The sequence below is a fragment of the Pseudomonas sp. rhizo25 genome (genome assembly GCF_031931935.1).
Taxonomy (GTDB): Bacteria; Pseudomonadota; Gammaproteobacteria; order Pseudomonadales; family Pseudomonadaceae; genus Aquipseudomonas; species Aquipseudomonas synxantha.
Map to the genome: position 1 here is coordinate 437,318 of NZ_JAUJXA010000002.1, position 24,800 is coordinate 462,117.

Sequence of the window (24,800 nt, forward strand, 5' to 3'; positions counted from 1 at the left end):
CATGTCTATCTGGCAGGCAGCAGCTTGAGGGTTCCGCGGGTATTGGCCGTGACTTCCTCTTCACTGAAATGCGCCTGCTCATACCCGCCCTCGATATAGCTTTGCGCCTGATCGCCATAGTGCGTATCAAACGGCACGCCGCTTTGCCCCACGGGGTTGATGGTCAGGGCATGGGTCGGGTCGGCGAAGTCGATCAGGCGTCGCGTTGACGGCCCATAAGTCACCGGCCACGGTGCCGGGCCGATCGGGGCGGTCTGGTTGTTCGGCACTTCGTGGCTGCCGGGTGCCGGGAACGGGCCGACGTTGAAGAGCTTATCCAATGGCTTTTGCATGCCCAGCGGGTGGCCGTGGGTCAGGGTGTGCGCCTTGCCCCATTGCCACTGCGCCGGGTCATCGCCGAAGGTGCTCTTGAGGTGCGCGAGGCTATTGTCCCAGGCGAGTTTGACGGTGTCGGTACGCTTGCCATTCCACCAGGGTGAATCCGCCGAGGCGGCCAGGCGTGGCAATGCGGCGTCGATCACACGGGTGCTGATCAGGGTCTTGAACAACGCGTCGCCCAGTTTCGGGTGGAAGGTTGCGTCGGCGAGGTTGAACAGCAACTGGTTGAACAGCGTTGCGCTGGTGGAGTCCAGCGGGTAATCGCCTTTCCAGTTGGCCAGTTGTTCCACCAGCTTTAACTGCGCCGGGTCCTTGACCACTTCCCGCAGCACCGGCAACAGTGGCGCCAGCAGCCGCGGGCCATAGGCGGTAGTGGTGCCCAGTTGCAGCGCCTGGCTGTTGGTCACATCCCACTTCACGCTCTTATCGCTCAACTGCGCGTTCAACTGCTGGCCACGGTCGGCCAGGTTGTAATAGCCGGGAATTTCCATGCCTGTAGGGGAGGCCGGCTGCGCGTTGGCCGACACCACATAGCCACGCGACGGGTTTTCTTCCTGGGGGTTGGCACTGAAGGGGTAGAAGCCCAGCTTGTCGGCCTGGGCGGTACTGCCATCGAGGATGAACGCCGGGTTGACCCCTGCCGGGCGCATCGGCAACTGCGCCGCCGCCCACCAGCCGATATCACCCTTGGCATTGGCCCATATGATGTTGAGGCCTGGCGCCGAGACCTTGGCCGCAGCAGCACGTGCCTTGACCAGGGTATCGGCACGGTTGAGCTGGTAGAAGCCTTCCAGGATCGGGTTCTCGCTGTCGAGGAACGCCCACCACATGGCAATCGGCGTGCTGCCGGCGTTCTCGCCGAGCACGTCATTGATGATCGGACCGTGGGGCGAGCGGCGCAGGATGAGGGTCACCGGCACCTGGCCCTTGACCTGGATCTGCTGCTCGCTGCTGGTCATGTCGACCCATTGGCCGTGATACCAGACCTGGTTGGGGTTGTCCGGGTTGACCTTCTCGGCGACCAGGTCGAGGTCGTCGTTCTGGAACATGGTCAGGCTCCAGCCAAAATCCATGTTGTGCCCCAGGAACGCCACTGGCACCAGCGCGTTGTGATAGCCATACAACTCAAAACCGGGCGCTGACAGTTGCGCCTCGTACCACACCGATGGCACCGAGAAGCGGATATGGGGGTCACCCGCCAGCAGTGGTTTGCCGCTACGGGTGTGGCTGCCGCTGACGGCCCAGGCATTGCTGCCCTCGAATTGTGGCAGGCCGTTGTCAGCCAGGGCCTGTTCGCTCAGGGCGGCGATAGCGCCGAGGGTGTTCCAGTCGTCGTTCGCCAGGTTGAGGGCGCCTTTGGGTTGCCAGTCGAGGTCGAAGACTTTCAAGTAGTCGCTGCCCAAGCGGTCGCGCACGTAGGTCAGCACCGGCTCGGTACGAAAGGCCGCGGCAAAGCTGTAGGCCATGTACCCGGCAACGCTGATGCTGTCTTCGGCGGTGAACGGGCGCTTGGGGATGCCCAGCACGTCGAACTCAATGGGGCTGGGATGGCTGGTCTGATATTGGTTGATCCCGTCCAGATAGGCCTGCAGGGCTTTCGAGGAGGCTGAGTCAGGGGCCATGTGCTCGGCGTAGCTCGAGGCGCGTTCGCGAATACGCAGGCTGCGGAACAGCTTATCGGTCTCGAGCAGCTTCGGCCCCAGCACTTCGGCCAGCTCGCCCCGGGCCAGGCGCCGCATGATCTCCATCTGGAACAGGCGGTCCTGGGCATGCACATAGCCCAGGGCGCGGTACAGATCGGTTTCGTTCTCGGCGCGGATATGCGGCACGCCACGATCGTCGTAGCGCACCGTGACCGAGCCTTGCAGGTGGGCCAGGGTTACCGTGCCCTGGCGCGTGGGTTGCTTGCTGTAGAGGTACCAACCGGCGCCCAGGGCGACCAGCACAATCAGCACCGCGAAAACCTGCAAGACGCGCTTCATGAACATTCCTTACCAAAATGGACGGGCTACAGATCCTTAGGCCACGAACAATAGCAGCCTACCGCGAGGGTGTGAGTGGCATTCACTTCGCGTCCGGTTCCAAGGGCCTTGAGAATCGGCTCGATAAAACTGTTGCTGGCGTTGCAGGTCAGCCCCTCGCTGTAGGGGCCGAAATAGGCCAGCTTGCCTGTGCGGTCCCAAATGCCCACTGCTGGGCTGGCGGGTATTCGGTCGGCGCCGGGCAGGGCGTCGATGACTTTCATGTGGCGCAGGTTGTCGGGCAGCTGGCCGCGGCTGCCGGGTTTTTGCAGGGCATAGAACTCCACTCCTTGGGGCGCGTACTGCTCGATCAGCTCGCCCAGGTGTTGCTGGTTACCAACATTGCACGGGCAGGCCGGGTCCCAGAAGTGCACCAGGCGAATCGGGCCAGGGCCACTGAGGGCGGCAGGCAGTTGCAGCGCATCGCCGGAGAACACCGCCGTGTGCTCGCTGAAGGCGCGCAGGTAGCGGCCCTGGAACCAGTCATATGCGGCCCACAGCACGCCGGCGCAGATAACCAGGATCAGACTGGCGAACAGGGCATTACGGTAGGGCGGTCGCATTCAGAGGTATCCTCGCAGGTCGCGTAGCTTGCCATGCTTGTCCTGACAGATGAATATCGCAGCTCGATATTCATCTTCACCGCCAGTCTGGAAGCCTTTATGCCCGTCACCTTTGACCCTGATCATCTGCGCGAAAGCTTGCGGCCGTTGGTGGACGCGCAACCGCTCAGCGCCGAAGCGCGGGTCTACCAACGTTTCTATGGGCTCGACCTGGCCGCCCGCAAGGTGCCGGCCGTGAGTCGCCTGGGGCGTTTCGAGGTGGACGGGTTCGAAGTGGTGGCCCAGGTGTGGTGGCCGCCTGCGCCGGTGGCGACGATGTTCATGTTTCACGGCTTCTACGATCACATGGGACTGTACCGCCACGTGGTGGACTGGGCATTGGACCAAGGCTTCGTGGTGATTGCCTGCGACCTGCCGGGTCACGGTTTGTCCAGCGGCCCGCGCGCCAGCATCGATGAGTTTGCGGTGTACCAGCGGGTGGTGCAGGGGCTATTCGCCGAGGCCAAGGCGCTGCAATTGCCGCAACCCTGGCACCTGTTCGGGCAGAGCACCGGAGGCGCCATTGTCGTGGATCACCTGCTCAACCACGGTGCCGACAGCCCGGCCCAGGGCAAGACCTTTTTGTTATCGCCACTGGTACGGCCGCGGGCCTGGGGTTGGTCCCAGGTCAGCTATTACCTGCTGCGCCCGTTCGTCAAAGGCATCGCCCGGCGTTTCAGCGATAACTCCAACGATCCTGAATTCAAGCCGTTCCTTGAAGCCGACCCGCTCCAGCCCCGCCAATTACCCACCGCCTGGGTGGGGGCGCTGGCGCGCTGGATCAAGCGCATCGAAGCCGCGCCACGCAGCCCACGGCGGCCGGTGATCGTGCAGGGTGAGGAGGATATGACGGTGGACTGGCAGCACAACTTGCGCGTGCTGCGCAGTAAGTTCGATCAACCTGAGGTGTTGATGCTAAAGCGCGGCCGGCATCACCTGGCCAATGAGATTCCAGAGATTCGCGAAGAATACTTCCGGTATTTGACGGACCATCTGAACTGATACGGTCCAAATGTGGGAGGGGGCTTGCTCCCGATAGCGCTGGGTCAGCTACACATAAGTTGACTGACACACTGCTATCGGGAGCAAGCCCCCTCCCACATTTTGTTACTGCGCCAGGCTTGAGGTGCTTTGGCCGACTGCCAGCCCTGCGCGAATGGCTGCCAGGGCGGCCTGGTAATACGCCTTACCCTGGGGCGACTCGGCAAACGTGGCGAACTCCTCCAGCTCCGGGTCGGACAAATCCCGGTAGACATACAGCAGCGTATTGTTCAGATCCTTATCAATCTGCGCCATCAGCCGTTCACGCTGTCCATTCAACATGCCTTGGGCCTGACCGCCGCCAAGCAGGCCGGGGATCATCTGGCTCAAGCTGTCGGCCGCCACGCCGGCAATCGCCAGGCTGACTTCCGCGCCGGCTTCACGAGCAGGCAGCGCCTGGGCCAGGTGGCCGATGATCAGGCTGCGGGTGGCTTCGGCCTGGATTTTCGGCAGGCCCTGGGCGTTCTTCGCCAACTGGTCGCGGCGGGTAGCCAGCAATTCGGCAGCGACAATCTTGCGCCCCAGGGGCGATTGGAAAAATGCCAGGGCCGGTTTCGGGTCTGGCAGGTGCTTGCGCAGTTGCTCCTCGGCACGCTGGTCCATGGCCTGGGCGGCAAAGCGCTTATTGCTGTTGTCCACCAGCGCCTGGTACACCGCTGGCGGCAGACTATTGCGATAGCGTTGCTGGGCGGCACTGAGGGCGTCATTGAAATGCGCACGTTGTTCGGCCCAGCCGGCGACCTTGTATAACTGGTCATAGCCGTCTGCCCAGGCGGGCAAAACGCAGAGCATCAACACGGAAAATAACAAACGACGCATATGGACTCCTGTCAGTCGGCCACTATTGTCCGTGTCGGGCGTAGGATTTGTCGAGAAGTCCTATCAGTCACCTGACTAAAGTGTATTCAGACGCTCAGCGGCTCTGTCGGATTCACAGGCGTATGGATACTATGCGCGCCATGCAAATACCCCTCGATCACCCGCTGCTGCAACGCATCGTCGACGACCTGGCCGAAAAAGGCTGGTCGCAGCAGAATGGCTTCCTGCCCCAGGCTCTGACCCTGGAACTCGCTGCTGAGTGCCATAAACGTGCGGCTGAAGGTGAACTGGCACCGGCAGCGGTGGGGCGCGGGCCGGCTCAGGAGATTCGCGAGGGCATTCGCGGTGACCATATCCAGTGGCTGGAGGAAGGTGACGCGGCGGTCTGCGATACCTATATGGCGGTGATGGACAGCCTGCGCCTGGCGATGAACCGCAGCCTGTTCCTTGGCCTGGAAGATTTCGAAAGCCACTTCGCGATGTACCCGCCCGGGGCCTTTTACCTTAAGCATGTGGACCGTTTTCGCGATGATGACCGGCGCATGGTCTCGGCGGTGGTCTACTTGAACGACGCCTGGTTACCCGAACACGGCGGCCAGTTGCGCATGTACCTCAAGGGCGGCGTTGAATACGACGTGGTGCCGACCGGTGGTTGCCTGGTGGTGTTTTTGTCGGGCGAAGTGCCCCACGAGGTACTGCCTGCCACCCGAGAGCGGCTGTCCTTGACCGGTTGGTTTCGCCGACGGGGCAACGAGCCGTTTTAAGCCGGCAAAGGATTCTAAAGTCTCGCCTTGAACAAAATGTGGGAGGGGGCTTGCTCCCGATAGCGGAGTGTCAGCTACACATTTATCAACTGACCCGCTGCTATCGGGATCAAGCCCCCTCCCACATTTGATCTACTGTGCCTTGGCTGCCGGTGTGTCGCTGTCGAACCACTTCTGCGCCATCGCCTTCAATCTGCCATCCGCCTTCACCCGCTCCAGGGCCATGTCCAGGCTGCTCTTGAACGCTGGGTTACCTTTCTGGAATGGGATCACAAGGTCCGGCTTCTCGCGATAAGCCGTGCTGTAATCGAACCGATCCTTGAGTTCGGCAGTCATAGCGATATGGTTTATTGCCACGTCGTACTTGCCGGTTTCCACACCTGGCAACAGGTCGCTGTCGTCGGTGGTGATAAAAGAAGGGCGTACGTCCATTTCCTTGGCCAGCTGCTCGCCCAGCTCGACCTCAAAGCCGGTGAGTTTGTCGCCGTCCTTGAAGTTGTAGGGCGCGGTATTGGCTTCCAGGGCGATGCGCAGTTCACCGCGATCATTGACGTCGTCGATCAGTTCGGCGTGAGCCAACGGGCTCAGCAGGGGAAGCAAAAGTAACAGGCCAGGCGAAAAGCGCATGGTCACTCCTAAAGAATTCGTACGGGCGAGACGCCGTTCAGCATCGCTTTGCTATGGTGTCGAGTGCCTTGGACAGCAATTTGTCGCGAAGTTGTCATAACCCCACAGATTTCACCGAAAAACTGGAGAAGCGAATGAAAGCCCTTTTTTCCCGCGCCACCCTGGCCAGCCTGTTGCTGGGTGCTTCGATGTTGGCCACAGCCGCCGACGGTATTCCGCGCAGCGCTCCACCGGAAGGTGCCAAGGTGTTTATCGTCTCGCCGAAGGATGGCGCCACCGTCGATAAAACCTTCACCGTGAAATTCGGCACGGAAGGCCTGAAACTGGCCCCCGCCACCGACCAGGCGCCAGGCACCGGCCACCACCATCTGCTGATCGACCAGAAAGAACTGCCGGATGCGAAACTGCCGATCCCGGCCACCGACACTGTGATCCATTACGGCAAGGCCCAGACCGAGACCGAAGTGACCCTCACCCCAGGCAAACACACCTTGCAGCTGGTGGCCGGCGACAAACTGCACATGCAGTTCAACCCGACTGTAGCCTCTAAAGTGATCACGGTTAACGTTAAGTAAGATTTGTTCAGATGAAAAAAGGGAGCCCCATGGGGCTCCCTTTGTCGTGGTGCAGTTGAAACCTTAGAACAACACGCGGCTACGGATAGTGCCGTTGATGTGCTGCAGCTTCTCTTGCGCCAGGTCCGAGTACTCGGCGTCGACGTCGATGACCACGTAGCCAACCTTCTCGTTGGTCTGCAGGAACTGACCGGAGATGTTGATGCCGTTTTCCGCGAAGACCTTGTTGATCTCCATCATCACGCCCGGAATGTTCTGGTGGATGTGCAGCAGGCGGTGCTTGCCCGGGTGAGCCGGCAGAGCCACTTCCGGGAAGTTGACCGACGATACCGAGGTACCGTTGTCGCTGTACTTGACCAGTTTTTCCGAGACTTCCAGGCCGATGTTGGCTTGGGCTTCAGCGGTGGAACCACCGATGTGCGGAGTCAGGATGACGTTGTCCAGCCCACGCAGCGGGCTTTCGAAGATGTCGTCGTTGGAGCGCGGCTCCACCGGGAACACGTCGATGGCGGCGCCGATCAGGTGCTTGTCCTTGATCGCCTCGGCCAGGGCGTCCAGCTCGACCACAGTGCCACGTGCAGCGTTGATCAGGATGCCGCCTTTCTTGATCGCGCGGATTTCCTTTTCGCCGATCATCCACTGGGTTTCAGCGGTTTCCGGGACGTGCAGGGTGACGATGTCGGACATGCCCAACAGCTCGGTCAGGCTCGACACCTGGGTGGCATTGCCCAGTGGCAGCTTGGTCAGGGTGTCGTAGAAGAACACCTGCATCCCCAAGCCTTCGGCCAGGACCGACAGTTGCGTACCGATCGAGCCGTAACCGACGATACCCAGCTTCTTGCCGCGGATCTCGAAGGAGTTGGCCGCGCTCTTGATCCAGCCGCCACGGTGGCAGGAGGCGTTCTTCTCGGGGATACCACGCAGCAGCAGGATAGCCTCGGCCAACACCAGCTCCGCCACAGAACGGGTGTTGGAGTACGGCGCGTTGAACACCGCGATGCCGCGCTCGCGCGCTGCGTTGAGGTCGACCTGGTTGGTGCCGATGCAGAAACAGCCGACAGCCACGAGTTTCTTGGCGTGGTCGAAGATCTCTTCGGTCAGCTGAGTGCGGGAGCGAATGCCGATAAAGTGCGCGTCGGCGATCTTTTCCTTGAGCTGGGCTTCCGGCAGAGAACTGGTGATGTACTCAATGCTGGTGTACCCGGCGGCTTTCAGAACGTCGACAGCCGATGGGTGGACGCCTTCCAGAAGAAGGAACTTGATCTTGCTCTTATCGAGAGAAGTCTTGCTCATCTGCGTAAACCTGTATCCCGGAGAAAATTGGCAGGGAGTCGAGCAGCGCAAGCTGACCCGGACGGCAGGAAAGCCGTCACCGCAGAAACGCCCTTTGGGTCTGTCCTGCGGGGGCGGTATGCTAGCATACGCACCCCGCTAAACACCTATTCCTGCGACGTGAAGCGTTCTCAGGATGACCATGAATTGTTCGAGAGTTCTGTCGATGACCCATCCTGCCCTGATTGATGAGCTAAAGACCCTGGTTGAGCCCGGCAAAGTGCTGACCGATGCAGACTCCCTGGAGGCTTACGGCAAGGATTGGACCAAGCACTTCGCACCCGCGCCCAGCGCCATCGTGTTCCCCAAGACCACCGAGCAGGTGCAGGCCATCGTGCGTTGGGCCAATACGCACAAGGTAGCGCTGGTGCCGTCCGGCGGGCGTACCGGCCTGTCGGCAGCGGCGGTGGCGGCCAATGGCGAAGTGGTGGTGTCGTTCGACTACATGAATCAGATCCTCAATGTGAACCTCACCGACCGCACTGCGGTGTGCCAACCGGGGGTGGTCACCAAGCAACTGCAGAACGTCGCCGAAGAAAACGGCCTGTACTACCCGGTGGACTTCGCCTCGTCCGGTTCCAGCCAGATTGGCGGCAATATCGGCACCAATGCCGGCGGGATCAAGGTGATTCGCTACGGCATGACCCGCAATTGGGTGGCTGGCATGAAGGTGGTCACCGGCAAGGGCGATGTGCTGGAGCTGAACCGCGACCTGATCAAGAACGCCACCGGCTACGACATGCGCCAGCTGTTTATCGGCGCTGAGGGCACCCTGGGGTTTGTGGTCGAAGCCACCATGCGCCTGGACCGTGCCCCGAAAAACCTCACCGCCATGGTACTCGGCACCACCGACTTCGACTCGATCATGCCGGTGCTGCACGCGTTCCAGAGCAAGCTGGACCTGACGGCCTTCGAGTTCTTTTCCGACAAGGCCCTGGCCAAAGTCCTCGGCCGTGGCGATGTGCCGGCGCCGTTCGAAACCGAGTGCCCGTTCTACGCGCTGCTGGAATTCGAAGCCACCACCGAAGAAGTCGCCAACCATGCCCTGGAAACCTTTGAGCATTGCGTCGAGCAGGGCTGGGTACTGGACGGCGTGATGAGCCAGAGCGAAACCCAACTGCACAACCTGTGGAAGCTGCGCGAGTACATCTCCGAGACCATTTCCCACTGGACGCCGTACAAGAACGACATCTCGGTGACCGTCTCCAAAGTGCCGGCGTTCCTGAGTGAGATTGACGCGATTGTCGGTGAACACTACCCGGACTTCGAAATCGTCTGGTTTGGCCATATCGGCGACGGCAACCTGCACCTGAACATCCTCAAGCCGGAAAACCTGAGCAAGGATGAGTTCTTCGCCAAGTGCGCCACTGTGAACAAGTGGGTGTTCGAAACCGTCGAGAAGTACAACGGCTCGATCTCCGCCGAGCACGGGGTGGGCATGACCAAGCGCGATTACCTGACCTACAGCCGCTCGCCGGTTGAAATCGAGTACATGAAGGCGGTGAAAGCCGTGTTCGACCCGAACGGGATCATGAACCCCGGCAAGATCTTCGCTGTTTAACCGCACCTTGAGGAGTCGTTCCATGAGCTACCAGCACAAGTATGTCGACGGCACCAATATCCACTTCCCCGTGGGTAAAGTGGTCTGCATTGGGCGTAACTACGCCGAACACGCCAAGGAACTGGACAACCCGGTGCCGACCGAGCCCCTGCTGTTCATCAAGCCGGGCAGTTGCGTGGTACCGCTGGAAGGCGGTTTCAGCATTCCAACCGAGCGCGGTTCGGTGCATTACGAAGCGGAAATCGCCGTGTTGATCGGCAAGCCATTGTCGACCAGACCCAGCCGTGAAGAAGTGCTCGACGCCATCTCCGGCTTTGCCCCGGCCCTGGACCTGACCTTGCGCGACAAGCAGGCCGAGCTCAAAGCCAAGGGCTTGCCATGGGAAATCGCCAAGTCCTTCGATGGCGCGGCGGTGATTGCACCCTTCGTGGTCAGCAGTACCTTTGAGGATCTGACCGATATCGGCATTCGCCTGAGCATCAACGGTGAAGTGCGCCAGGACGGTAACAGCGCGCAGATGCTCAACCCGATTGTGCCGATGATCCAGCATATGGCTGGGTGCTTCTCCCTGCAGGCGGGTGACGTAATCCTGACCGGCACCCCGGCTGGCGTCGGGCCGCTGAATGTGGGCGATGAACTGGTATTGGAGCTGGCGGGTGTGAACCGTTTCGAAAGCGTCGTTCGCTGACTGCCTGAAGAAATGCGGTGAAAAATGTGGGAGGGGCGGTGCGACGATTCGACTTGGTACCGATTGCGGTGTATCAGTAGCAGATATTCTGACTGACACACTGCTATCGGGAGCAAGTCGAATCGTCGCACCGCCCCTCCCACATTGGTTTTGTGTATATCCCAAGTATGGGCTTTTGCATTTTTTTCACACACCATCCGGATAATTCCAGCCACTTGCGCGCGGGCCTTTGAATCCTGTGCTATCCCCTACAGCTGACTTTCCGGAAAAGCGCTCAATGGCCGTGCCTCTGCCCACTTCAAAACCCTCGCTTCGCTCCCGCTTGTCCATGCGTTGGTATTCCTGGGTGTTTTTGGCCGGTGCGATTCTGTATGGGGTTGCCTGGGCCATGCATTGGGACGATCGCGGTGTGTTGTGGGTGCTGGAGCGCTTTGAGAGCCCGGCCGAACGCCAGGAGAGCGTATGGCTCCCGGATTATCACGCGGTCATCGATGCCAAGTTGCTGCCCGGTATGGAGAAGGATGAGGCTTCGGACCTGTCCTACAACCCCCAGACCAAAACCTTGTTTTCCGTCATGGGCAAGAACCCGTTCCTGGTCGAACTGAGCCTGCAAGGCGATGTGTTGCGCAAGATGCCGCTCAATGGCTGGAACAATCCGGAAGGCTTGACGGTGCTGGAAAACGGCCTGATGGCGGTGGTCGATGAGCGTCAGCACAGCCTGACCATTGTCAGGGTCGACGCCGCTACCACCGCGTTGAACAAGGCTGACTTCCCCAGTTATGACCTTGGCCCATCCGCAGACCAGAACAAGGCCTTTGAGGCCATTACCTGGGACAAGCGCAACCAGCAACTCATACTGGGCGAAGAGCGCCCGCCGGCGCTGTTCACCTGGAAAAGCGATGGCAGCCAGCGCCTGGCTGGCAGCAAGGCCAAGCTGGCCAGTAGCGAACTGGACATGCGCAACCTCTCGGCGCTGGAAATCGATTCCCGTACCGGGCACTTATTGGCACTGTCAGCCGACTCCCATTTGTTGCTGGAACTGGACGAGAAAGGCGAGCAAGTCAGCTTCATGACCTTGCTCGGTGGCTTCAATGGCCTGAAAGACACCATCCCACGCGCCGAAGGGGTGACCATGGACGAGAGCGGCAACCTGTACATGGTCAGTGAGCCAAACCTGTTCTATCGTTTTGAAAAGCAGAAATAACTGACGAATAACGTCAGACTTTTCTTTATAAACGGCATTCGCCAGACAGTCCGGTGCGTTTAAGTTTAAATTCAGGCGACCTTGATATCTATTCGCCAGTTTTTTCTCTGAGCCCGCCCCAATGCGTCGACTTGCCCGTCCCAAACCTGCTTTCTTCATCCTGCTGTTGCTTGCCCTGGTTGCCGCCGGGGTGGTTGCGCAGCAGTTCCGCCTGTTCGAGCGTGCCTGGTTCAATTGGCAGGTGTGGCGCCAGCCCGCCGATGAGCGCGCGATTGGCCTGGCGGACTATCGCGTCATCGTCGAAGGCCAGGTGATCGAAGGGCTCGACGACGACGTCTCGGCCCTCACCTACGACCCGGTGCGCAAAAGCCTGTTTACCGTCACTAATAAAAACGCCGAGCTGGTGGAGCTGTCCCTGGACGGCAAGATCCTGCGGCGCATTCCCCTGGTGGGCTTTGGCGATGCCGAGGCGGTGGAATTTATCAGCGACAACATCTATGTCATCAGCGATGAGCGCCAGCAGCGGCTGATCAAGGTGCACGTGGACGATGACACGCAATTTCTCGATGCCGCCGACGCCGAGCAAATGACCCTCGGCGTGCATATTGGCGGCAACAAGGGTTTTGAAGGATTGGCCTACGACTCGGTAGGCAAGCGCCTGTTCGTGGCCAAGGAGCGTGACCCGATGCTGATCTACGAGGTCCACGGATTTCCCCATTTCAAGCCGGAAAAAACCTACTCGGTGCACGTGATCAACAACCCCAAGCGCGATGCCGGGTTGTTTGTACGCGACCTGTCGAGCCTGCAATACGACGAGCGCAGCGGGCATCTGCTGGCGCTGTCGGATGAGTCGTTCCTGGTGTTGGAGCTGGATATCGACGGTCGCCCGTTAAGCAGTCTGTCGCTGCTTAAAGGGCGCCATGGCCTGAGCAAGCGCGTGCCCCAGGCCGAAGGGATCGCCATGGACGACGATGGCACCTTGTACATGGTCAGCGAGCCGAACTTGTTCTACGTGTTCAAGAAACCCTGATCAGAACATCCATTGCACGCCCAGTGAATAGCCGGTCTGGCTGCCTTCGGCATGCCCCAGTCGGCTATTGACCTCGGCATACACGCCCAATTCCGGGGTGATCGCCAATTGGCTGCCGATCTGCGCCCGGCCGAAGCTCTTGTCCACTGAACCGAGCCTGGCGGTGCGCGCCTGGCCATCGGCGCGAGCGCTCAGTTGCAGGTCGTCGAGGCGACCGTCGGCCAACTCCTTGACCCAGGCGATGTCGCCATAAGGTAGCAGGCTCAGGCCGTAGGGCAGGGCGACCGCGCCACGCACGCGCCAGCCGAGGCTGGCTTCCAGGGAGTCGAAAGACTGTTCTTCGTATTCCAGGGCCGTGCGCAGGTTCTGTTTTTCGTGGAATTTGTCGATGCGGTAATGGCTGTAGTCCAGGCCGGCGAACGGCCCGCTCTTTAAGGCACCGAAATCAAAGTCATAGCCGCCAAGGACCCGTGCGCCCAATGCCAGAGCGTCGGTCTCGCCGCTCAGTTGCTGATCGAGCAGGATCGGCCCGCCACTGGCCTGGATCACCAGGTTGCGCTTGGATTCGAAGCGCGTGCGGCCGACGCTCAGGTCACCGGCCAGCCAGCTTGGTCCGCCATCGTTGAGCAGCGCATAGACGGCTGCCTGCCAGGTGTCACTGTCCAGTTTGCCGCGATGCTCGAGTTTGTCGCGGCCATTGAGGTAGCTCAGACTGGCGCCGATATTCAGGCTCGAGATCAGTTGGTAGTCGCCGAGGGCATGCAAGCCCAGGCGCCGGGCTTCGGGGTTGGGGGCGCTGTCGAAGCCACTGTCCGGGTTGTATTCGCCATCCACGCCGATTTCGCCATCAAAGCTGCCCACCTCCCGGCTGGCAGCCTGCAGGGTCAGCCAGCGGCGATCATGCAAGCGCACCATGGCCTGATGCTGGCGCTGCAGGTTGTCTTGCATATTGCGTGCGACCGCGCCACCGGACGCCGTTGAGGCCATCAGGTCGGCGTTGGTCAACTCCAGCACCAGGCGGCTGAGCAGGCGTGAATAGTCGCGCAGGCGCTGCTCGATGCGCGCCTGACCGAAGGCATCGGTGAGCACGGCCTTGTTGTCTTCGTTCGGGTCGTGCCAGGTCGAGCCACCGGGGATTTTCGGGTTATCGGTCTGGGTGTAGCCGTCCAGGTCACCCAGTTCCCAGTTGGTGGCCTCGACATAAAGGATCGGGATGTTCAGCGGTTCAAAGGCCTCGCCATCGCTGCAACAGCCGGTACCCTGGGGGTATTGCGGATCCAGGCCGGGGTTGGTGAACAGCGGGATGTTCAACTCCTTGGCGATCTGGAACGTGTGCTCGCGCAAAGACGCCAAGGCCGGGTTGGCGGTGCTGTTCTGGCCGGCGTGGGCGTACATCATGTCGCCGGTGATCAAGCTGTCGAGGTTGATCATCGCGAGCATATTGGCGCGCTGGCTGGCGCTGAGCGAGTCGACAAAGGCGCGGGAGCCGCGTAAGCCCTCTTCTTCGGCGCCGAAGCCGACTATTTGCAGGCCATTTTCCAGTTGCAGGCCGCCGAGGTTCTTGGCTACCTCGGTCAACACGCTGGCACCGGAGCCATTGTCGTCAAGGCCTTGCAGGGCTGGGCGACCAAAATAGGTGTCGAAATGCGCGCCAATCACCACGTACTGCGGCTTGGTGCCGGCGGCGTAGGCCACTACGTTTTGCGAAGCGCGGCTGCTGTTGTTCCAAGTGAAGTCCTGGCGGCTGATGGAATAGGCCGTGCCCATCTGGCTCTGCATCCAATCCGCAGCGCCGGCAAAATTGGCCGTACCGCGATAACGACCGGGGTAGTCATTGATCAGTTTTTCCAGGGTGGTGTTGGCGTGCTGGCCGTAATCGTAGGCTTGGGCTTGCGCGGACAGCAGGGCACCGGCAACGCTGATGGCGAGGGCTAGGGGCTTTATCACAAGGTCTTCCTTGAGGTGATGGGAATGTTCAAAGCCCAGACCCTTTGCACAATGCGCGCCTCATTCCGTGGGCGGCTGCAAATTGGCGCATTGTTAAACGCGTGGGTCGCGTGGCTGTAATTTGTAACGGATTGGATACCAGGCGGGACTTGGCATGCCGTGACCGAGCGCACGGTTTTGGAGGGGAGTGCTGCGAAAGGTAGCGTTTTTGTTACAGCGAGGGCTCTCAAATGTGGGAGGGGGCTTGCTCCCGATAGCGGAGTGTCAGCTACAGATTAGTTGCCTGACACACAGCCATCGGGAGCAAGCCCCCTCCCGCAGTTGTTAAGCCTTGAGGGTTTTCACGCCTTCCGGGGTGCCCAGCAGCAACACATCGGCCGGGCGCGCTGCGAACAGGCCGTTGGTGACCACGCCCACGATGGCGTTGATCTGCGTCTCCAGCTCAACGGGGTTGGTGATCTGCATATTGAACACATCGATGATGATGTTGCCGTTGTCGGTCAACACACCTTCGCGGTACACCGGGTCGCCGCCCAACTTCACTAGCTCGCGGGCCACGTGGCTGCGGGCCATGGGGATGACTTCCACCGGCAACGGGAAGGCGCCGAGCACCGGCACCAGCTTGCTGGCATCGGCGATGCAGATGAAGGTCTTGGCTACGGCTGCGACGATCTTTTCGCGGGTCAGGGCTGCGCCGCCGCCCTTGATCAGGTTCAGGTGTTCGTCGCTTTCATCGGCGCCGTCGACGTAGAACTCCAGGTCGCTCACGGTGTTGAGCTCGTACACCGGAATGCCATGGCCTTTAAGACGTGCGGCGGTGGCTTCGGAGCTGGCGACTGCGCCGTCGAACGCGCCCTTGTGTTGGGCCAGTGCGTCGATAAAGCAGTTGGCGGTGGAACCGGTGCCGACACCGACGATGCTCTTGTCGTCGAGCTTAGGAAGGATTAAATCGACAGCGGCCTGGGCCACTGCCTGTTTGAGTTGATCCTGGGTCATGCGGGCTCCGGAACGGGCGGGGAATTATCGAGGGCGGCGAGTATAACCCAACAAAACCTCGGGATTCGTGTGGTCGCCCGGCCAAAAGCCGGGTTAGACTCCCTGGCCCTGCCCAACCCGTGAAGTAGATGCCTGCCGATGCTTGAACACTACGTCAAAAAGATCCTCACCTCGCGCGTTTATGACGTTGCCGTGGAAACCCCCTTGCAGACTGCCCGCCAGCTCTCCGAGCGGCTGGGCAACAAGATTTGGCTCAAGCGCGAAGACTTGCAGCCGGTGTTCTCGTTCAAGATTCGCGGCGCTTATAACAAGCTGACCCAGTTGAGCAGCGAGGAACGTGCCCGCGGCGTGGTCACGGCTTCGGCGGGCAACCATGCCCAGGGCCTCGCCCTGGCGGCCAAGGTGTTGGGGGTCAAGGCCACCATCGTGATGCCCAAGACTACCCCGGAGATCAAGGTCGAAGGCGTGCGCTCCCGTGGCGGTAAAGTAGTGTTGCACGGCGATTCCTTCCCGGAAGCACTGGCCTACTCGCTCAAGCTGGTCGATGAAAAGGGCTACGTCTACATTCACCCCTACGATGATCCGCACACTATTGCCGGGCAGGGCACCGTGGCGATGGAAATCCTGCGCCAGCACCCTGGGCCCCTGGACGCGATTTTCGTACCGGTGGGCGGCGGCGGGCTGATCGCCGGCATCGCCGCGTACGTGAAATACCTGCGCCCGGAGATCAAGATCATTGGCGTCGAGCCGGACGACTCCAACTGCCTGCAAGCCGCCATGGCCGCGGGCGAGCGCGTGGTGTTGCCCACCGTCGGGATCTTCGCCGATGGCGTGGCGGTGGCGCAGATCGGCCAGCATACCTTTGACATCTGCAAGGACTATGTCGATGAAGTGATCACTGTCAGCACCGATGAAATCTGCGCGGCGATCAAGGATATCTACGACGACACTCGCTCTATCACTGAGCCGGCAGGCGCGTTGGGCGTGGCCGGAATCAAAAAGTACGTCGAGACCCGAGGCGTCAGCGGCCAGACCTTTGTTGCCATCGATTCTGGCGCCAACGTCAACTTCGACCGCCTGCGCCACGTGGCCGAGCGTGCCGAGCTGGGCGAAGGCCGCGAAGCGATTATCGCCGTGACCATCCCCGAGCAACCGGGCAGTTTCAAGGCGTTCTGCGAGGCTGTGGGCAAGCGCCAGATCACCGAATTCAACTACCGTTACCACACCGGCAGCGAGGCGCACATCTTCGTCGGCGTGCAGACCCACCCGGAAAACGATCCACGCAGTGCGCTGATCGCCAGCCTGACCAGCCAGGGCTTCCCGGTGCTGGACCTGACCGAGAACGAACTGGCCAAGTTGCACATTCGCCATATGGTCGGCGGGCACGCGGCCAAAGTCAGCGACGAGTTGGTGTTTCGCTTCGAATTTCCGGAGCGGCCGGGGGCATTGTTCAACTTTCTCAACAAGTTGGGCGGGCGCTGGAACATCTCGATGTTCCATTACCGCAACCACGGCGCGGCCGACGGCCGTGTGGTTGCCGGGCTGCAAGTGCCGGCGGATGAGCGTCACCTGGTGCCGGCGGCCCTGGCTGAAATCGGTTACCCGTACTGGGATGAGAGCGAAAACCCGGCCTACCAGTTGTTCCTCGGTTGAGCGACTACGCTGACTGAGCGGCCTTTAAAGGAATCGAGACCATGGAAACGCTGACCACCCTCAAGGTTATCCACATCACCGCCACCGTGTTGCTGCTGCTCAGTGGCCTCGGTCTGGCCGTACTGGCCTGGCGTAAGCGCAGCGCAGGCCCTGCTGTAACTGTGCAACGCCCGTGGGCGTTTGTCTGGTTGCTGATGGGCATTTGCCTGGTCAGCATGCCGTTCACCGGCTGGTGGCTGGTACACCTGCTGGGCTGGCCATTGGGGCAAACCTGGATCCTGGGTTCCAGCATCCTCTACACCGTGGCGGCGCTGGCCTGGTTCTGGCTGGTGGCGCGGCTTAATCGCCTGCGCAAAGGCGAGGGCGGTAGCCTGAATTTCACCCTGGTGCTGGCGGTGGTCAGTCTGGTGGGGTTTGTGGCGATTGCCGGGCTCATGGGCGCCAAGCCGGTTTAGGGCTTCAGATCGCGTCGACTGCATCGGGGGCAATCCCCCTCCCACATTTTCGACCACATTCTCATGTTGGAACTCGGTCAAGTGTGGGAGGGGGCTTGCCCCCGATAGGGCCATCAGCTACGCAGCGTAATCACCGGCCAACCGCGCTTCTGGGCTTCAGCGCGCAGATTCGGATCCGGATCCACCGCCACCGGATGCGTCACCTGCTCCAGCAACGGTAAGTCATTCATCGAGTCGCTATAGAAATAGCTGTCTTCCAGGCTATACCCGGTCTCCTCCAGCCAACGGTTCAGGCGCGTCACCTTGCCTTCGCGAAAGCACGGCACATCGGTGCTGCGCCCGGTATAGCGGCCGTCCAGCATTTCGCATTCTGTGGCGATCAGGGTCTCGACGCCCAGCCGTGCGGCAATTGGCGCAGTGACGAAACGGTTGGTGGCGGTGATGATTACCAGCTTGTCGCCCGCGGCGCGGTGTTTGGCCAGCAGTTCCACCGCCTTGGGCAGCATGATCGGCTCGATGCAGTCGCGCATATAGTCGTTGTGCCACTCGTCCAACTGGGCCATTTCGGTGCGGCCGAGGATTTCCAGGCAAAAGTTCAGGTAGGCGGCATTATCCAGCGTGCCGGCCAGGTAATCCTGGTAGAACGCATCGTTGCGGGCCTTGTAGGCGATGGGGTCGAGAAACCCGCGCTCACACAGGTAATCACCCCAGGCGTGATCGCTGTCACCACCCAGGAGCGTGTTGTCCAAGTCGAATAAAGCCAGGCGCATTGCAATTACTCGCTGAAAAGTCTGTAAAAAGGCGTCCAGAATACGGTCTTTTCACAAGAGTGCACATAAGGTAAGAAGCCTCGTTGCCGCTGGAACAACCTTTGTGGAACAATGCGGCGACATGCGTTTGCGAGGTTGTTGCCGTGATCGACCCCGATGGTTTCCGTCCTAATGTCGGGATTATTCTTACGAATGATGCCGGACAGGTGCTATGGGCTCGCCGAATCAACCAAGATGCCTGGCAGTTTCCTCAAGGTGGAATCAACCCCGACGAAACCCCTGAAGACGCCTTGTACCGTGAGTTGAACGAAGAAGTCGGCCTTGAGCGTGAAGATGTGCAGATTCTGGCCTGTACCCGTGGCTGGTTGCGTTATCGTTTGCCGCAACGCCTGGTGCGTACCCACAGCCAACCGCTGTGCATCGGCCAGAAGCAGAAATGGTTTCTTCTGCGCCTGATCTCCAATGAGCAGCGGGTGCGGATGGATTTGACCGGTAAACCGGAGTTCGATGGCTGGCGCTGGGTCAGTTATTGGTACCCGTTGGGCCAGGTGGTGACATTCAAGCGCGAGGTTTATCGTCGCGCTCTCAAAGAGCTTGCCCCGCGCCTTTTAGCGCGCGACTGACGACGGAGTTCGACCCCGAGCCATGCTCAATACGCTGCGCAAGATCGTCCAGGAAGTTAACTCCGCCAAGGATCTCAAGGCGGCGTTGGGGATTATTGTGTTGCGCGTCAAGGAAGCCATGGGCAGCCAGGTCTGCTCGGTTTACCTGCTGGACCCAGAGACCAACCGTTTTGTGCTGATGGCCACGGAGGGCTTGAACAAGCGCTCCATCGGCAAGGTCAGCATGGCGCCCAATGAAGGTCTGGTGGGCCTGGTGGGGACGCGTGAAGAACCCCTGAACCTCGAACATGCGGCCGACCACCCGCGTTATCGCTACTTTGCCGAAACCGGCGAAGAGCGCTACGCCTCGTTCCTCGGCGCGCCGATCATCCACCACCGCCGCGTAGTCGGCGTGTTGGTCATTCAGCAAAAAGAACGCCGCCAGTTCGACGAAGGTGAAGAAGCCTTCCTCGTGACCATGAGCGCGCAACTTGCCGGGGTTATCGCTCACGCCGAGGCCACCGGTTCGATTCGCGGCCTGGGGCGCCAGGGCAAGGGCATCCAGGAAGCCAAGTTCGTCGGCGTACCGGGCTCGCCTGGGGCTGCGGTGGGCAAGGCGGTGGTCATGCTGCCGCCGGCCGACCTGGACGTGGTGCCGGACAAGAGCGTCGATGACATCGACGCTGAAATCAAACTGTTCAAGACCGCCCTCGAAGGCGTGCGCGCCGACATGCGCAACCTGTCGAACAAGCTGGCCACCCAGCTGCGCCCCGAAGAGCGTGCGCTGTTCGACGTGTACCAGATGATGCTCGACGACGCGTCCCTGGGTAACGAAGTCAAGACCGTGATCAAGACCGGCCAGTGGGCCCAGGGTGCGTTGCGCCAGGTGGTCACCGATCACGTCAACCGCTTCGAAATGATGGACGACGCCTACCTGCGCGAGCGGGCCTCTGATGTGCGCGACCTCGGCCGCCGCCTGCTGGCGTACCTGCAGGAAGACCGCAGCACCAACATGGTCTTCCCCGACAACACCATCCTGGTCAGTGAAGAATTGACGGCCACCCAGCTCGGTGAAGTGCCTGAGGGCAAGCTGGTGGGCCTGGTCTCGGTACTGGGCTCGGGTAACTCCCACGTCGCGATCCTGGCCCGGGCCATGGGCATCCCGACGGTAATGGGCCTGGTGGACCTGCCGTATTCCAAGGTCGACGGCATCGACATGATCGTCGACGGGCATCGCGGTGAGGTGTTTACCAACCCCAGCGACGTGCTGCGCAAGCAATACGCCGAAGTGGTGGAAGAAGAGAAGCAACTGGCACAGGGCCTCGACTCGTTGCGCGAGCTGCCGTGCGTCACCCTCGACGGCCACCGGGTACCGCTGCTGGTCAACACCGGCCTGCTGGCCGATGTAGCACGCGCCCAGCAACGTGGCGCCGAAGGGGTGGGGCTGTACCGCACCGAAGTGCCGTTCATGATCAACCAGCGTTTCCCGAGTGAGAAGGAGCAGCTGGCGATTTATCGCGAGCAACTTCAGGCCTTCCACCCGCTACCGGTGACGATGCGCAGCCTGGACATTGGCGGCGACAAGTCACTGTCGTATTTCCCGATCAAGGAAGACAACCCCTTCCTTGGCTGGCGTGGCATTCGCGTTACCCTCGACCATCCTGAAATCTTCCTCGTCCAGACCCGCGCCATGCTCAAGGCCAGCGAGGGGTTGAACAACCTGCGCATCCTGCTGCCGATGATCTCCGGCACCCATGAGCTGGAAGAAGCCCTGCACCTGATCCACCGGGCCTGGGGCGAAGTGCGCGATGAAGGTGCCGACGTGCCGATGCCGCCGATTGGCGTGATGATCGAGATCCCCGCGGCGGTGTACCAGGCCAAGGAACTGGCGCGGCAGGTGGACTTCCTCTCGGTGGGGTCCAACGACCTGACCCAGTACCTGCTGGCCGTAGACCGTAACAACCCACGGGTGGCCGACCTCTACGACTACCTGCACCCGGCGGTGCTGCAAGCCCTGCAACACGTGGTGCGCGACGCCCATGCCGAGGGCAAGCCGGTGAGCATCTGCGGCGAGATGGCCGGCGACCCGGCGGCGGCGGTGCTGTTGATGGCAATGGGCTTTGACAGCCTGTCGATGAACGCCACCAACCTGCCGAAGGTGAAGTGGATGCTGCGCCAGGTTGAATTGGGCATGGCCAAGGATTTGCTGGCCGAGCTGATGACCATCGACAACCCGCAAGTTATCCACAGCTCGCTGCAGTTGGCGCTGAAGAATCTGGGGCTGACCCGGATGATCAACCCGGCTTCGGCGAAAACCCTCTAAAGGCTGGCACTGAACAAAATGTGGGAGGGGGCTTGCTCCCGATTGCAGGGTGTCAGCCAGAATATCTGGTACTGACCCACCGCTATCGGGAGCAAGCCCCCTCCCACATTGGTTTTGGGGTGTGGTTAAAAATTGAGTTCGACCTCACCTAGTCGCCCGCCGTGGGGTCCAAAACTACGCTCCAGCATCCTGCGCGTCCCATCGGCATTCACAATCAGCGCCGTGCTCGCCCGTGTCCCGTAACTGGGGCTGGCGATAAACACACTCGACAACAGGCTTTCGGTCGCCAGGCCTACGCCGGTGTCCGGCAGTTCAGCAAACGGGGCAGTCTGCGGGTCGCTCAGAATCCCCAGCAGTACCTCAGGCTCGGGGTTCTCCAGCACCGCACTGAACGCTGCCTTGGCTTTCACCAGCTTCGGCCATGGTGTATCCAGCCCAGCATTGGATAACCCGTACACCCCAGCCTTCAACCGCGTCGGCTCGGTATCATTGGCGTTGTAATGCCACAGCTCATCCCGCGTGCCCACCAGTAGGTTAAACCCGGCATATTCAATCGAGCGTCCGTTAACGTCGGCTAAATAGTCTTCAATCGGCAGCGAACCACTGAGAAACCGCGCAACCAGTTCCCCCCGGGACTTGCGTGCTGGTGGTTGGTGCGGGTCGCGGATATTGGTCAGGGCGGCAAAACGCCCTCCGGCGCTGACGCCCAGCCAGGTACCGCCGGCCTCCTGATCTCGGCCGGCATAGACCTGTGGCGCATCCGACCACTGGGCCAGCGGCAGGCTGGGGCGGGCGTAGAACTCATCGCGGTTGGCCGCAACGATCAGCGGTCGGGCATGGCCCGGCCGCCAGGCGAAAACAATCAGGCACATCGGGCGACCCCTTTTGTGTTTTTGCCACTCTACCCACAGACGCGCAGGCGTTCCATCGCAACGAAGTTGGGCCGCGCGCCTTCCATCCGTTAACATGCCGGGCTGTTTGGTGTGTATGTGAACTTCTTAATTTGATATCGGCGCTGTAACGCAGGCTTAATCGCACCTCGGCATGGTCCGGTGCGTCATGACTAAATGTTTTAACGAGGAGTCGCAATGCTGCCTTACCCGCAGATCGACCCGGTGGCCCTGGCCATCGGTCCGCTGAAAATCCACTGGTACGGGTTGATGTACCTGATCGGCATCGGCGGTGCCTGGCTGCTGGCTTCCCGGCGCCTGAACCGGTTCGACCCGACCTGGACCAAGGAGAAGCTCTCCGACATGGTGTTCTGGATGTCGATGGGGGTGATCGTCGGCGGACGCCTGGGGTATGTGCTGTTCTACGACTTGTCGGCCTATATCGCCAATCCGACGCTGATCTTCGAAGTGTGGAAAGGTGGCATGGCCTTCCACGGCGGGTTTATCGGCGTGATGATCGCCGCCTGGTGGTTTGGCAGGCGCAACGGCAAGTCGTTCTTCCAACTGATGGACTTCGTCGCGCCATTCGTGCCGATCGGCCTGGGTGCCGGGCGCATCGGTAACTTCATCAACGCCGAGTTGTGGGGCAAGCCGACCGATGTGCCGTGGGCCATGGTGTTCCCGCCGTTCAGCGACCCGGCGCAACTGCCGCGCCACCCGTCGCAGCTCTACCAGTTCGCGTTGGAAGGTGTTGCACTGTTCCTTATCCTTTACATTTTCTCGCGCAAGCCACGCCCGACCATGGCTGTGTCGGGCATGTTCGCGCTGTTCTATGGGATCTTCCGCTTTATCGTCGAATTTGTAAGGGTGCCGGACGCGCAGCTGGGCTACCTGGCGTGGGGCTGGCTGACCATGGGCCAGGTTCTCAGCCTGCCGATGATCCTCGCGGGCCTGGGCATGCTCTGGTGGGCGTACAATCGCCCGCAGCCGCTGAAGAACGCCGCGCTTTAAATTCGAATGCCGTGGCCCTTGCTTGAAGGGCCGCGGCTTCAACGCTACGGGTAACCACATGAAGCAATATCTCGAACTGCTGCACGACGTCGTGACCAATGGCCTGACCAAGGGCGACCGCACCGGCACCGGCACCAGGGCCGTGTTTGCCCGTCAGTATCGGCATAACCTGGCCGACGGCTTCCCGCTGCTGACCACCAAGAAGCTGCACTTCAAAAGCATCGCCAATGAACTGATCTGGATGTTGAGCGGCAACACCAACATCAAGTGGCTCAACGAAAACGGTGTGAAAATCTGGGACGAGTGGGCCACCGAAGACGGTGATTTGGGCCCGGTGTATGGCGAGCAGTGGACCGCGTGGCCGACCAAGGATGGCGGCACGATCAACCAGATCGACTACATGGTGCACACGCTCAAGACCAACCCCAACAGCCGCCGCATCCTGTTCCACGGCTGGAACGTCGAATACCTGCCGGACGAAACCAAGAGCCCCCAGGAAAACGCGCGCAACGGCAAGCAAGCCCTGCCGCCGTGCCACCTGCTGTACCAGGCATTCGTGCATGACGGTCATCTGTCGATGCAGCTGTATATCCGCAGCTCCGACGTGTTCCTGGGCCTGCCGTACAACACCGCCGCGCTGGCGTTGCTGACCCACATGCTGGCCCAGCAGTGCGACCTGATCCCCCACGAGATCATCGTCACCACCGGCGACACCCACGCCTACAGCAACCACATGGAACAGATCCGCACCCAGTTGGCGCGCACACCGAAAAAACTGCCGGAACTGGTGATCAAGCGTAAACCTGCCTCGATCTACGACTACAAGTTCGAAGACTTCGAGATCGTGGGCTATGACGCGGATCCAAGCATCAAGGCAGACGTGGCTATTTAAAGCCTGCCTCGGTCAGAACTGTGGGAGGGGGCTTGCTCCCGATGGCGGTGTATCAGTTACAGAGGTTATGACTGATCCACTGCTATCGGGAGCAAGCCCCCTCCCACATTTTAATCGTGTTCACTTAGGTTCAATGGCCGTGGCTTCTGCCCACGTGCGAAGGCTCGGCCTCGCTGGCCGCAATCCCTCCGCTGACTTCCAATCGCTGCAAAATCCCGCACTGTTCCCCACCGCCGCAACGTTGGCGCAGGTCCAGCAATTGCTCCTGCAAGGCCAGCAACCCATCGATCCGCGCTTTCACGTGGTGGATATGCTCGTCGATCAGCGCATTCACGCTTTCGCACTGGTCCTGGGGGCTGTCGCGCAGCCCCAGCAGGCTGCGGATTTCCTCGAGGGTCATGTCGAGGCTGCGGCAATTGCGGATAAAGGTCAGCCGCTCGGTGTGTGCCTGGGTATAGACCCGGTAGTTGCCATCGGTGCGCGCAGGCGGTGGCAGCAGGTTTTCCTTCTCGTAATAACGGATGGTTTCCACCGGGCAGTCGGTAAGTTTGGCCAGTTCGCCGATCTTCATCGCAGCAATCTCCACATGGGTGCTTGACCCTATAGTGGCTACAGGGTC

The 24,800-nt window shown here is 60.8% G+C and carries 23 protein-coding genes; 13 read left to right on the forward strand and 10 right to left on the reverse strand.

The genetic code is table 11. From position 1 onward, the window contains the following. Positions 1 to 5: 5 nt before the first annotated feature. The gene (locus QZR30_RS05640) at positions 6 to 2,360 is read right to left on the reverse strand and encodes a penicillin acylase family protein (RefSeq protein ID WP_311903014.1); all 2,355 of its coding nucleotides are present in this window, start codon (positions 2,358 to 2,360) and stop codon (positions 6 to 8) included. 26 nt (positions 2,361 to 2,386) lie between these two features. Then, positions 2,387 to 2,962 (reverse strand): DUF6436 domain-containing protein, encoded by a 576-nt coding sequence (locus QZR30_RS05645; RefSeq protein ID WP_311903015.1) that lies wholly within the window; start codon positions 2,960 to 2,962, stop codon positions 2,387 to 2,389. Between the two features lie 99 nt (positions 2,963 to 3,061). On the opposite strand from QZR30_RS05645, the gene QZR30_RS05650 reads away from it, so the two are divergent. Next, a complete protein-coding gene (locus QZR30_RS05650; protein WP_056847038.1) occupies positions 3,062 to 4,003 on the forward strand; it encodes an alpha/beta hydrolase in 942 nt (313 codons plus the stop codon). Positions 4,004 to 4,108: 105 nt separating this feature from the next. Here the strand turns inward: QZR30_RS05650 and QZR30_RS05655 are convergent, their stop codons facing one another. Continuing rightward, positions 4,109 to 4,861 carry a DUF2059 domain-containing protein gene (locus QZR30_RS05655; RefSeq protein WP_046069988.1) on the reverse strand — a complete coding sequence of 251 codons (753 nt, stop codon included), beginning with the start codon at positions 4,859 to 4,861 and terminating at the stop codon, positions 4,109 to 4,111. A gap of 131 nt (positions 4,862 to 4,992) precedes the next feature. On the opposite strand from QZR30_RS05655, the gene QZR30_RS05660 reads away from it, so the two are divergent. Then, entirely contained in the window at positions 4,993 to 5,625 is a 633-nt protein-coding gene (locus QZR30_RS05660) for a 2OG-Fe(II) oxygenase (protein WP_059396669.1), read from the forward strand. 132 nt (positions 5,626 to 5,757) lie between these two features. Here the strand turns inward: QZR30_RS05660 and QZR30_RS05665 are convergent, their stop codons facing one another. Further along, positions 5,758 to 6,252 (reverse strand): transporter substrate-binding domain-containing protein, encoded by a 495-nt coding sequence (locus QZR30_RS05665; RefSeq protein ID WP_059396668.1) that lies wholly within the window; start codon positions 6,250 to 6,252, stop codon positions 5,758 to 5,760. Between the two features lie 134 nt (positions 6,253 to 6,386). Here QZR30_RS05665 and QZR30_RS05670 point away from each other — a divergent pair, with 134 nt between their 5' ends. Then, positions 6,387 to 6,827 carry a DUF4399 domain-containing protein gene (locus tag QZR30_RS05670; protein ID WP_311903016.1) on the forward strand — a complete coding sequence of 147 codons (441 nt, stop codon included), beginning with the start codon at positions 6,387 to 6,389 and terminating at the stop codon, positions 6,825 to 6,827. Between the two features lie 63 nt (positions 6,828 to 6,890). Here the strand turns inward: QZR30_RS05670 and serA are convergent, their stop codons facing one another. Continuing rightward, positions 6,891 to 8,120 (reverse strand): phosphoglycerate dehydrogenase, encoded by a 1,230-nt coding sequence (serA, locus tag QZR30_RS05675; protein WP_034116292.1) that lies wholly within the window; start codon positions 8,118 to 8,120, stop codon positions 6,891 to 6,893. 205 nt (positions 8,121 to 8,325) lie between these two features. Here serA and QZR30_RS05680 point away from each other — a divergent pair, with 205 nt between their 5' ends. From QZR30_RS05680 to QZR30_RS05695, 4 genes are all read left to right on the forward strand, one after another. Continuing rightward, positions 8,326 to 9,720, forward strand: coding sequence for an FAD-binding oxidoreductase (locus QZR30_RS05680; protein WP_043046995.1), 1,395 nt, complete (start codon positions 8,326 to 8,328; stop codon positions 9,718 to 9,720). A 22-nt stretch (positions 9,721 to 9,742) separates the two neighbouring features. Next, positions 9,743 to 10,408: a fumarylacetoacetate hydrolase family protein gene (locus QZR30_RS05685; protein WP_046069984.1), complete on the forward strand. Its 666-nt coding sequence runs from the start codon at positions 9,743 to 9,745 to the stop codon at positions 10,406 to 10,408. A 277-nt stretch (positions 10,409 to 10,685) separates the two neighbouring features. Beyond that, complete coding sequence (locus QZR30_RS05690) at positions 10,686 to 11,612, forward strand: SdiA-regulated domain-containing protein (RefSeq protein WP_046069983.1); 927 nt, start codon at positions 10,686 to 10,688, stop codon at positions 11,610 to 11,612. 121 nt (positions 11,613 to 11,733) lie between these two features. Beyond that, entirely contained in the window at positions 11,734 to 12,642 is a 909-nt protein-coding gene (locus QZR30_RS05695) for an SdiA-regulated domain-containing protein (RefSeq protein ID WP_043046998.1), read from the forward strand. Here QZR30_RS05695 and QZR30_RS05700 read toward each other — a convergent pair whose 3' ends face one another. Beyond that, positions 12,643 to 14,589: an autotransporter domain-containing protein gene (locus QZR30_RS05700; RefSeq protein WP_311903018.1), complete on the reverse strand. Its 1,947-nt coding sequence runs from the start codon at positions 14,587 to 14,589 to the stop codon at positions 12,643 to 12,645. Between the two features lie 324 nt (positions 14,590 to 14,913). Then, positions 14,914 to 15,585, reverse strand: a complete 672-nt coding sequence (gene rpiA, locus QZR30_RS05705) for a ribose-5-phosphate isomerase RpiA (RefSeq protein WP_032878877.1) — start codon at positions 15,583 to 15,585, stop codon at positions 14,914 to 14,916. A gap of 138 nt (positions 15,586 to 15,723) precedes the next feature. Here rpiA and ilvA point away from each other — a divergent pair, with 138 nt between their 5' ends. Both ilvA and QZR30_RS05715 read left to right on the forward strand, forming a co-directional pair. After that, positions 15,724 to 17,238, forward strand: coding sequence for a threonine ammonia-lyase, biosynthetic (ilvA, locus tag QZR30_RS05710; protein ID WP_046069981.1), 1,515 nt, complete (start codon positions 15,724 to 15,726; stop codon positions 17,236 to 17,238). Between the two features lie 41 nt (positions 17,239 to 17,279). Then, a complete protein-coding gene (locus QZR30_RS05715) occupies positions 17,280 to 17,693 on the forward strand; it encodes a DUF2269 family protein (RefSeq protein WP_043047001.1) in 414 nt (137 codons plus the stop codon). A 113-nt stretch (positions 17,694 to 17,806) separates the two neighbouring features. Here QZR30_RS05715 and QZR30_RS05720 read toward each other — a convergent pair whose 3' ends face one another. After that, positions 17,807 to 18,463: an HAD family hydrolase gene (locus QZR30_RS05720; RefSeq protein WP_057022796.1), complete on the reverse strand. Its 657-nt coding sequence runs from the start codon at positions 18,461 to 18,463 to the stop codon at positions 17,807 to 17,809. A gap of 143 nt (positions 18,464 to 18,606) precedes the next feature. Here QZR30_RS05720 and QZR30_RS05725 point away from each other — a divergent pair, with 143 nt between their 5' ends. Then, complete coding sequence (locus QZR30_RS05725; RefSeq protein ID WP_003176750.1) at positions 18,607 to 19,086, forward strand: RNA pyrophosphohydrolase; 480 nt, start codon at positions 18,607 to 18,609, stop codon at positions 19,084 to 19,086. 22 nt (positions 19,087 to 19,108) lie between these two features. Continuing rightward, complete coding sequence (ptsP, locus tag QZR30_RS05730; protein ID WP_046069979.1) at positions 19,109 to 21,388, forward strand: phosphoenolpyruvate--protein phosphotransferase; 2,280 nt, start codon at positions 19,109 to 19,111, stop codon at positions 21,386 to 21,388. Positions 21,389 to 21,513: 125 nt separating this feature from the next. Here the strand turns inward: ptsP and QZR30_RS05735 are convergent, their stop codons facing one another. After that, positions 21,514 to 22,260, reverse strand: a complete 747-nt coding sequence (locus QZR30_RS05735; protein WP_059396665.1) for an NRDE family protein — start codon at positions 22,258 to 22,260, stop codon at positions 21,514 to 21,516. Between the two features lie 216 nt (positions 22,261 to 22,476). Here QZR30_RS05735 and lgt point away from each other — a divergent pair, with 216 nt between their 5' ends. Both lgt and QZR30_RS05745 read left to right on the forward strand, forming a co-directional pair. Then, positions 22,477 to 23,289 carry a prolipoprotein diacylglyceryl transferase gene (gene lgt, locus QZR30_RS05740; RefSeq protein ID WP_043047005.1) on the forward strand — a complete coding sequence of 271 codons (813 nt, stop codon included), beginning with the start codon at positions 22,477 to 22,479 and terminating at the stop codon, positions 23,287 to 23,289. A 58-nt stretch (positions 23,290 to 23,347) separates the two neighbouring features. Then, positions 23,348 to 24,181, forward strand: a complete 834-nt coding sequence (locus QZR30_RS05745) for a thymidylate synthase (protein WP_046069977.1) — start codon at positions 23,348 to 23,350, stop codon at positions 24,179 to 24,181. Positions 24,182 to 24,311: 130 nt separating this feature from the next. On the opposite strand, the gene cadR is transcribed toward QZR30_RS05745, so the two are convergent. After that, positions 24,312 to 24,752, reverse strand: coding sequence for a Cd(II)/Pb(II)-responsive transcriptional regulator (gene cadR / locus QZR30_RS05750; protein WP_046069976.1), 441 nt, complete (start codon positions 24,750 to 24,752; stop codon positions 24,312 to 24,314). Between the last annotated feature and the right edge of the window lie 48 nt (positions 24,753 to 24,800).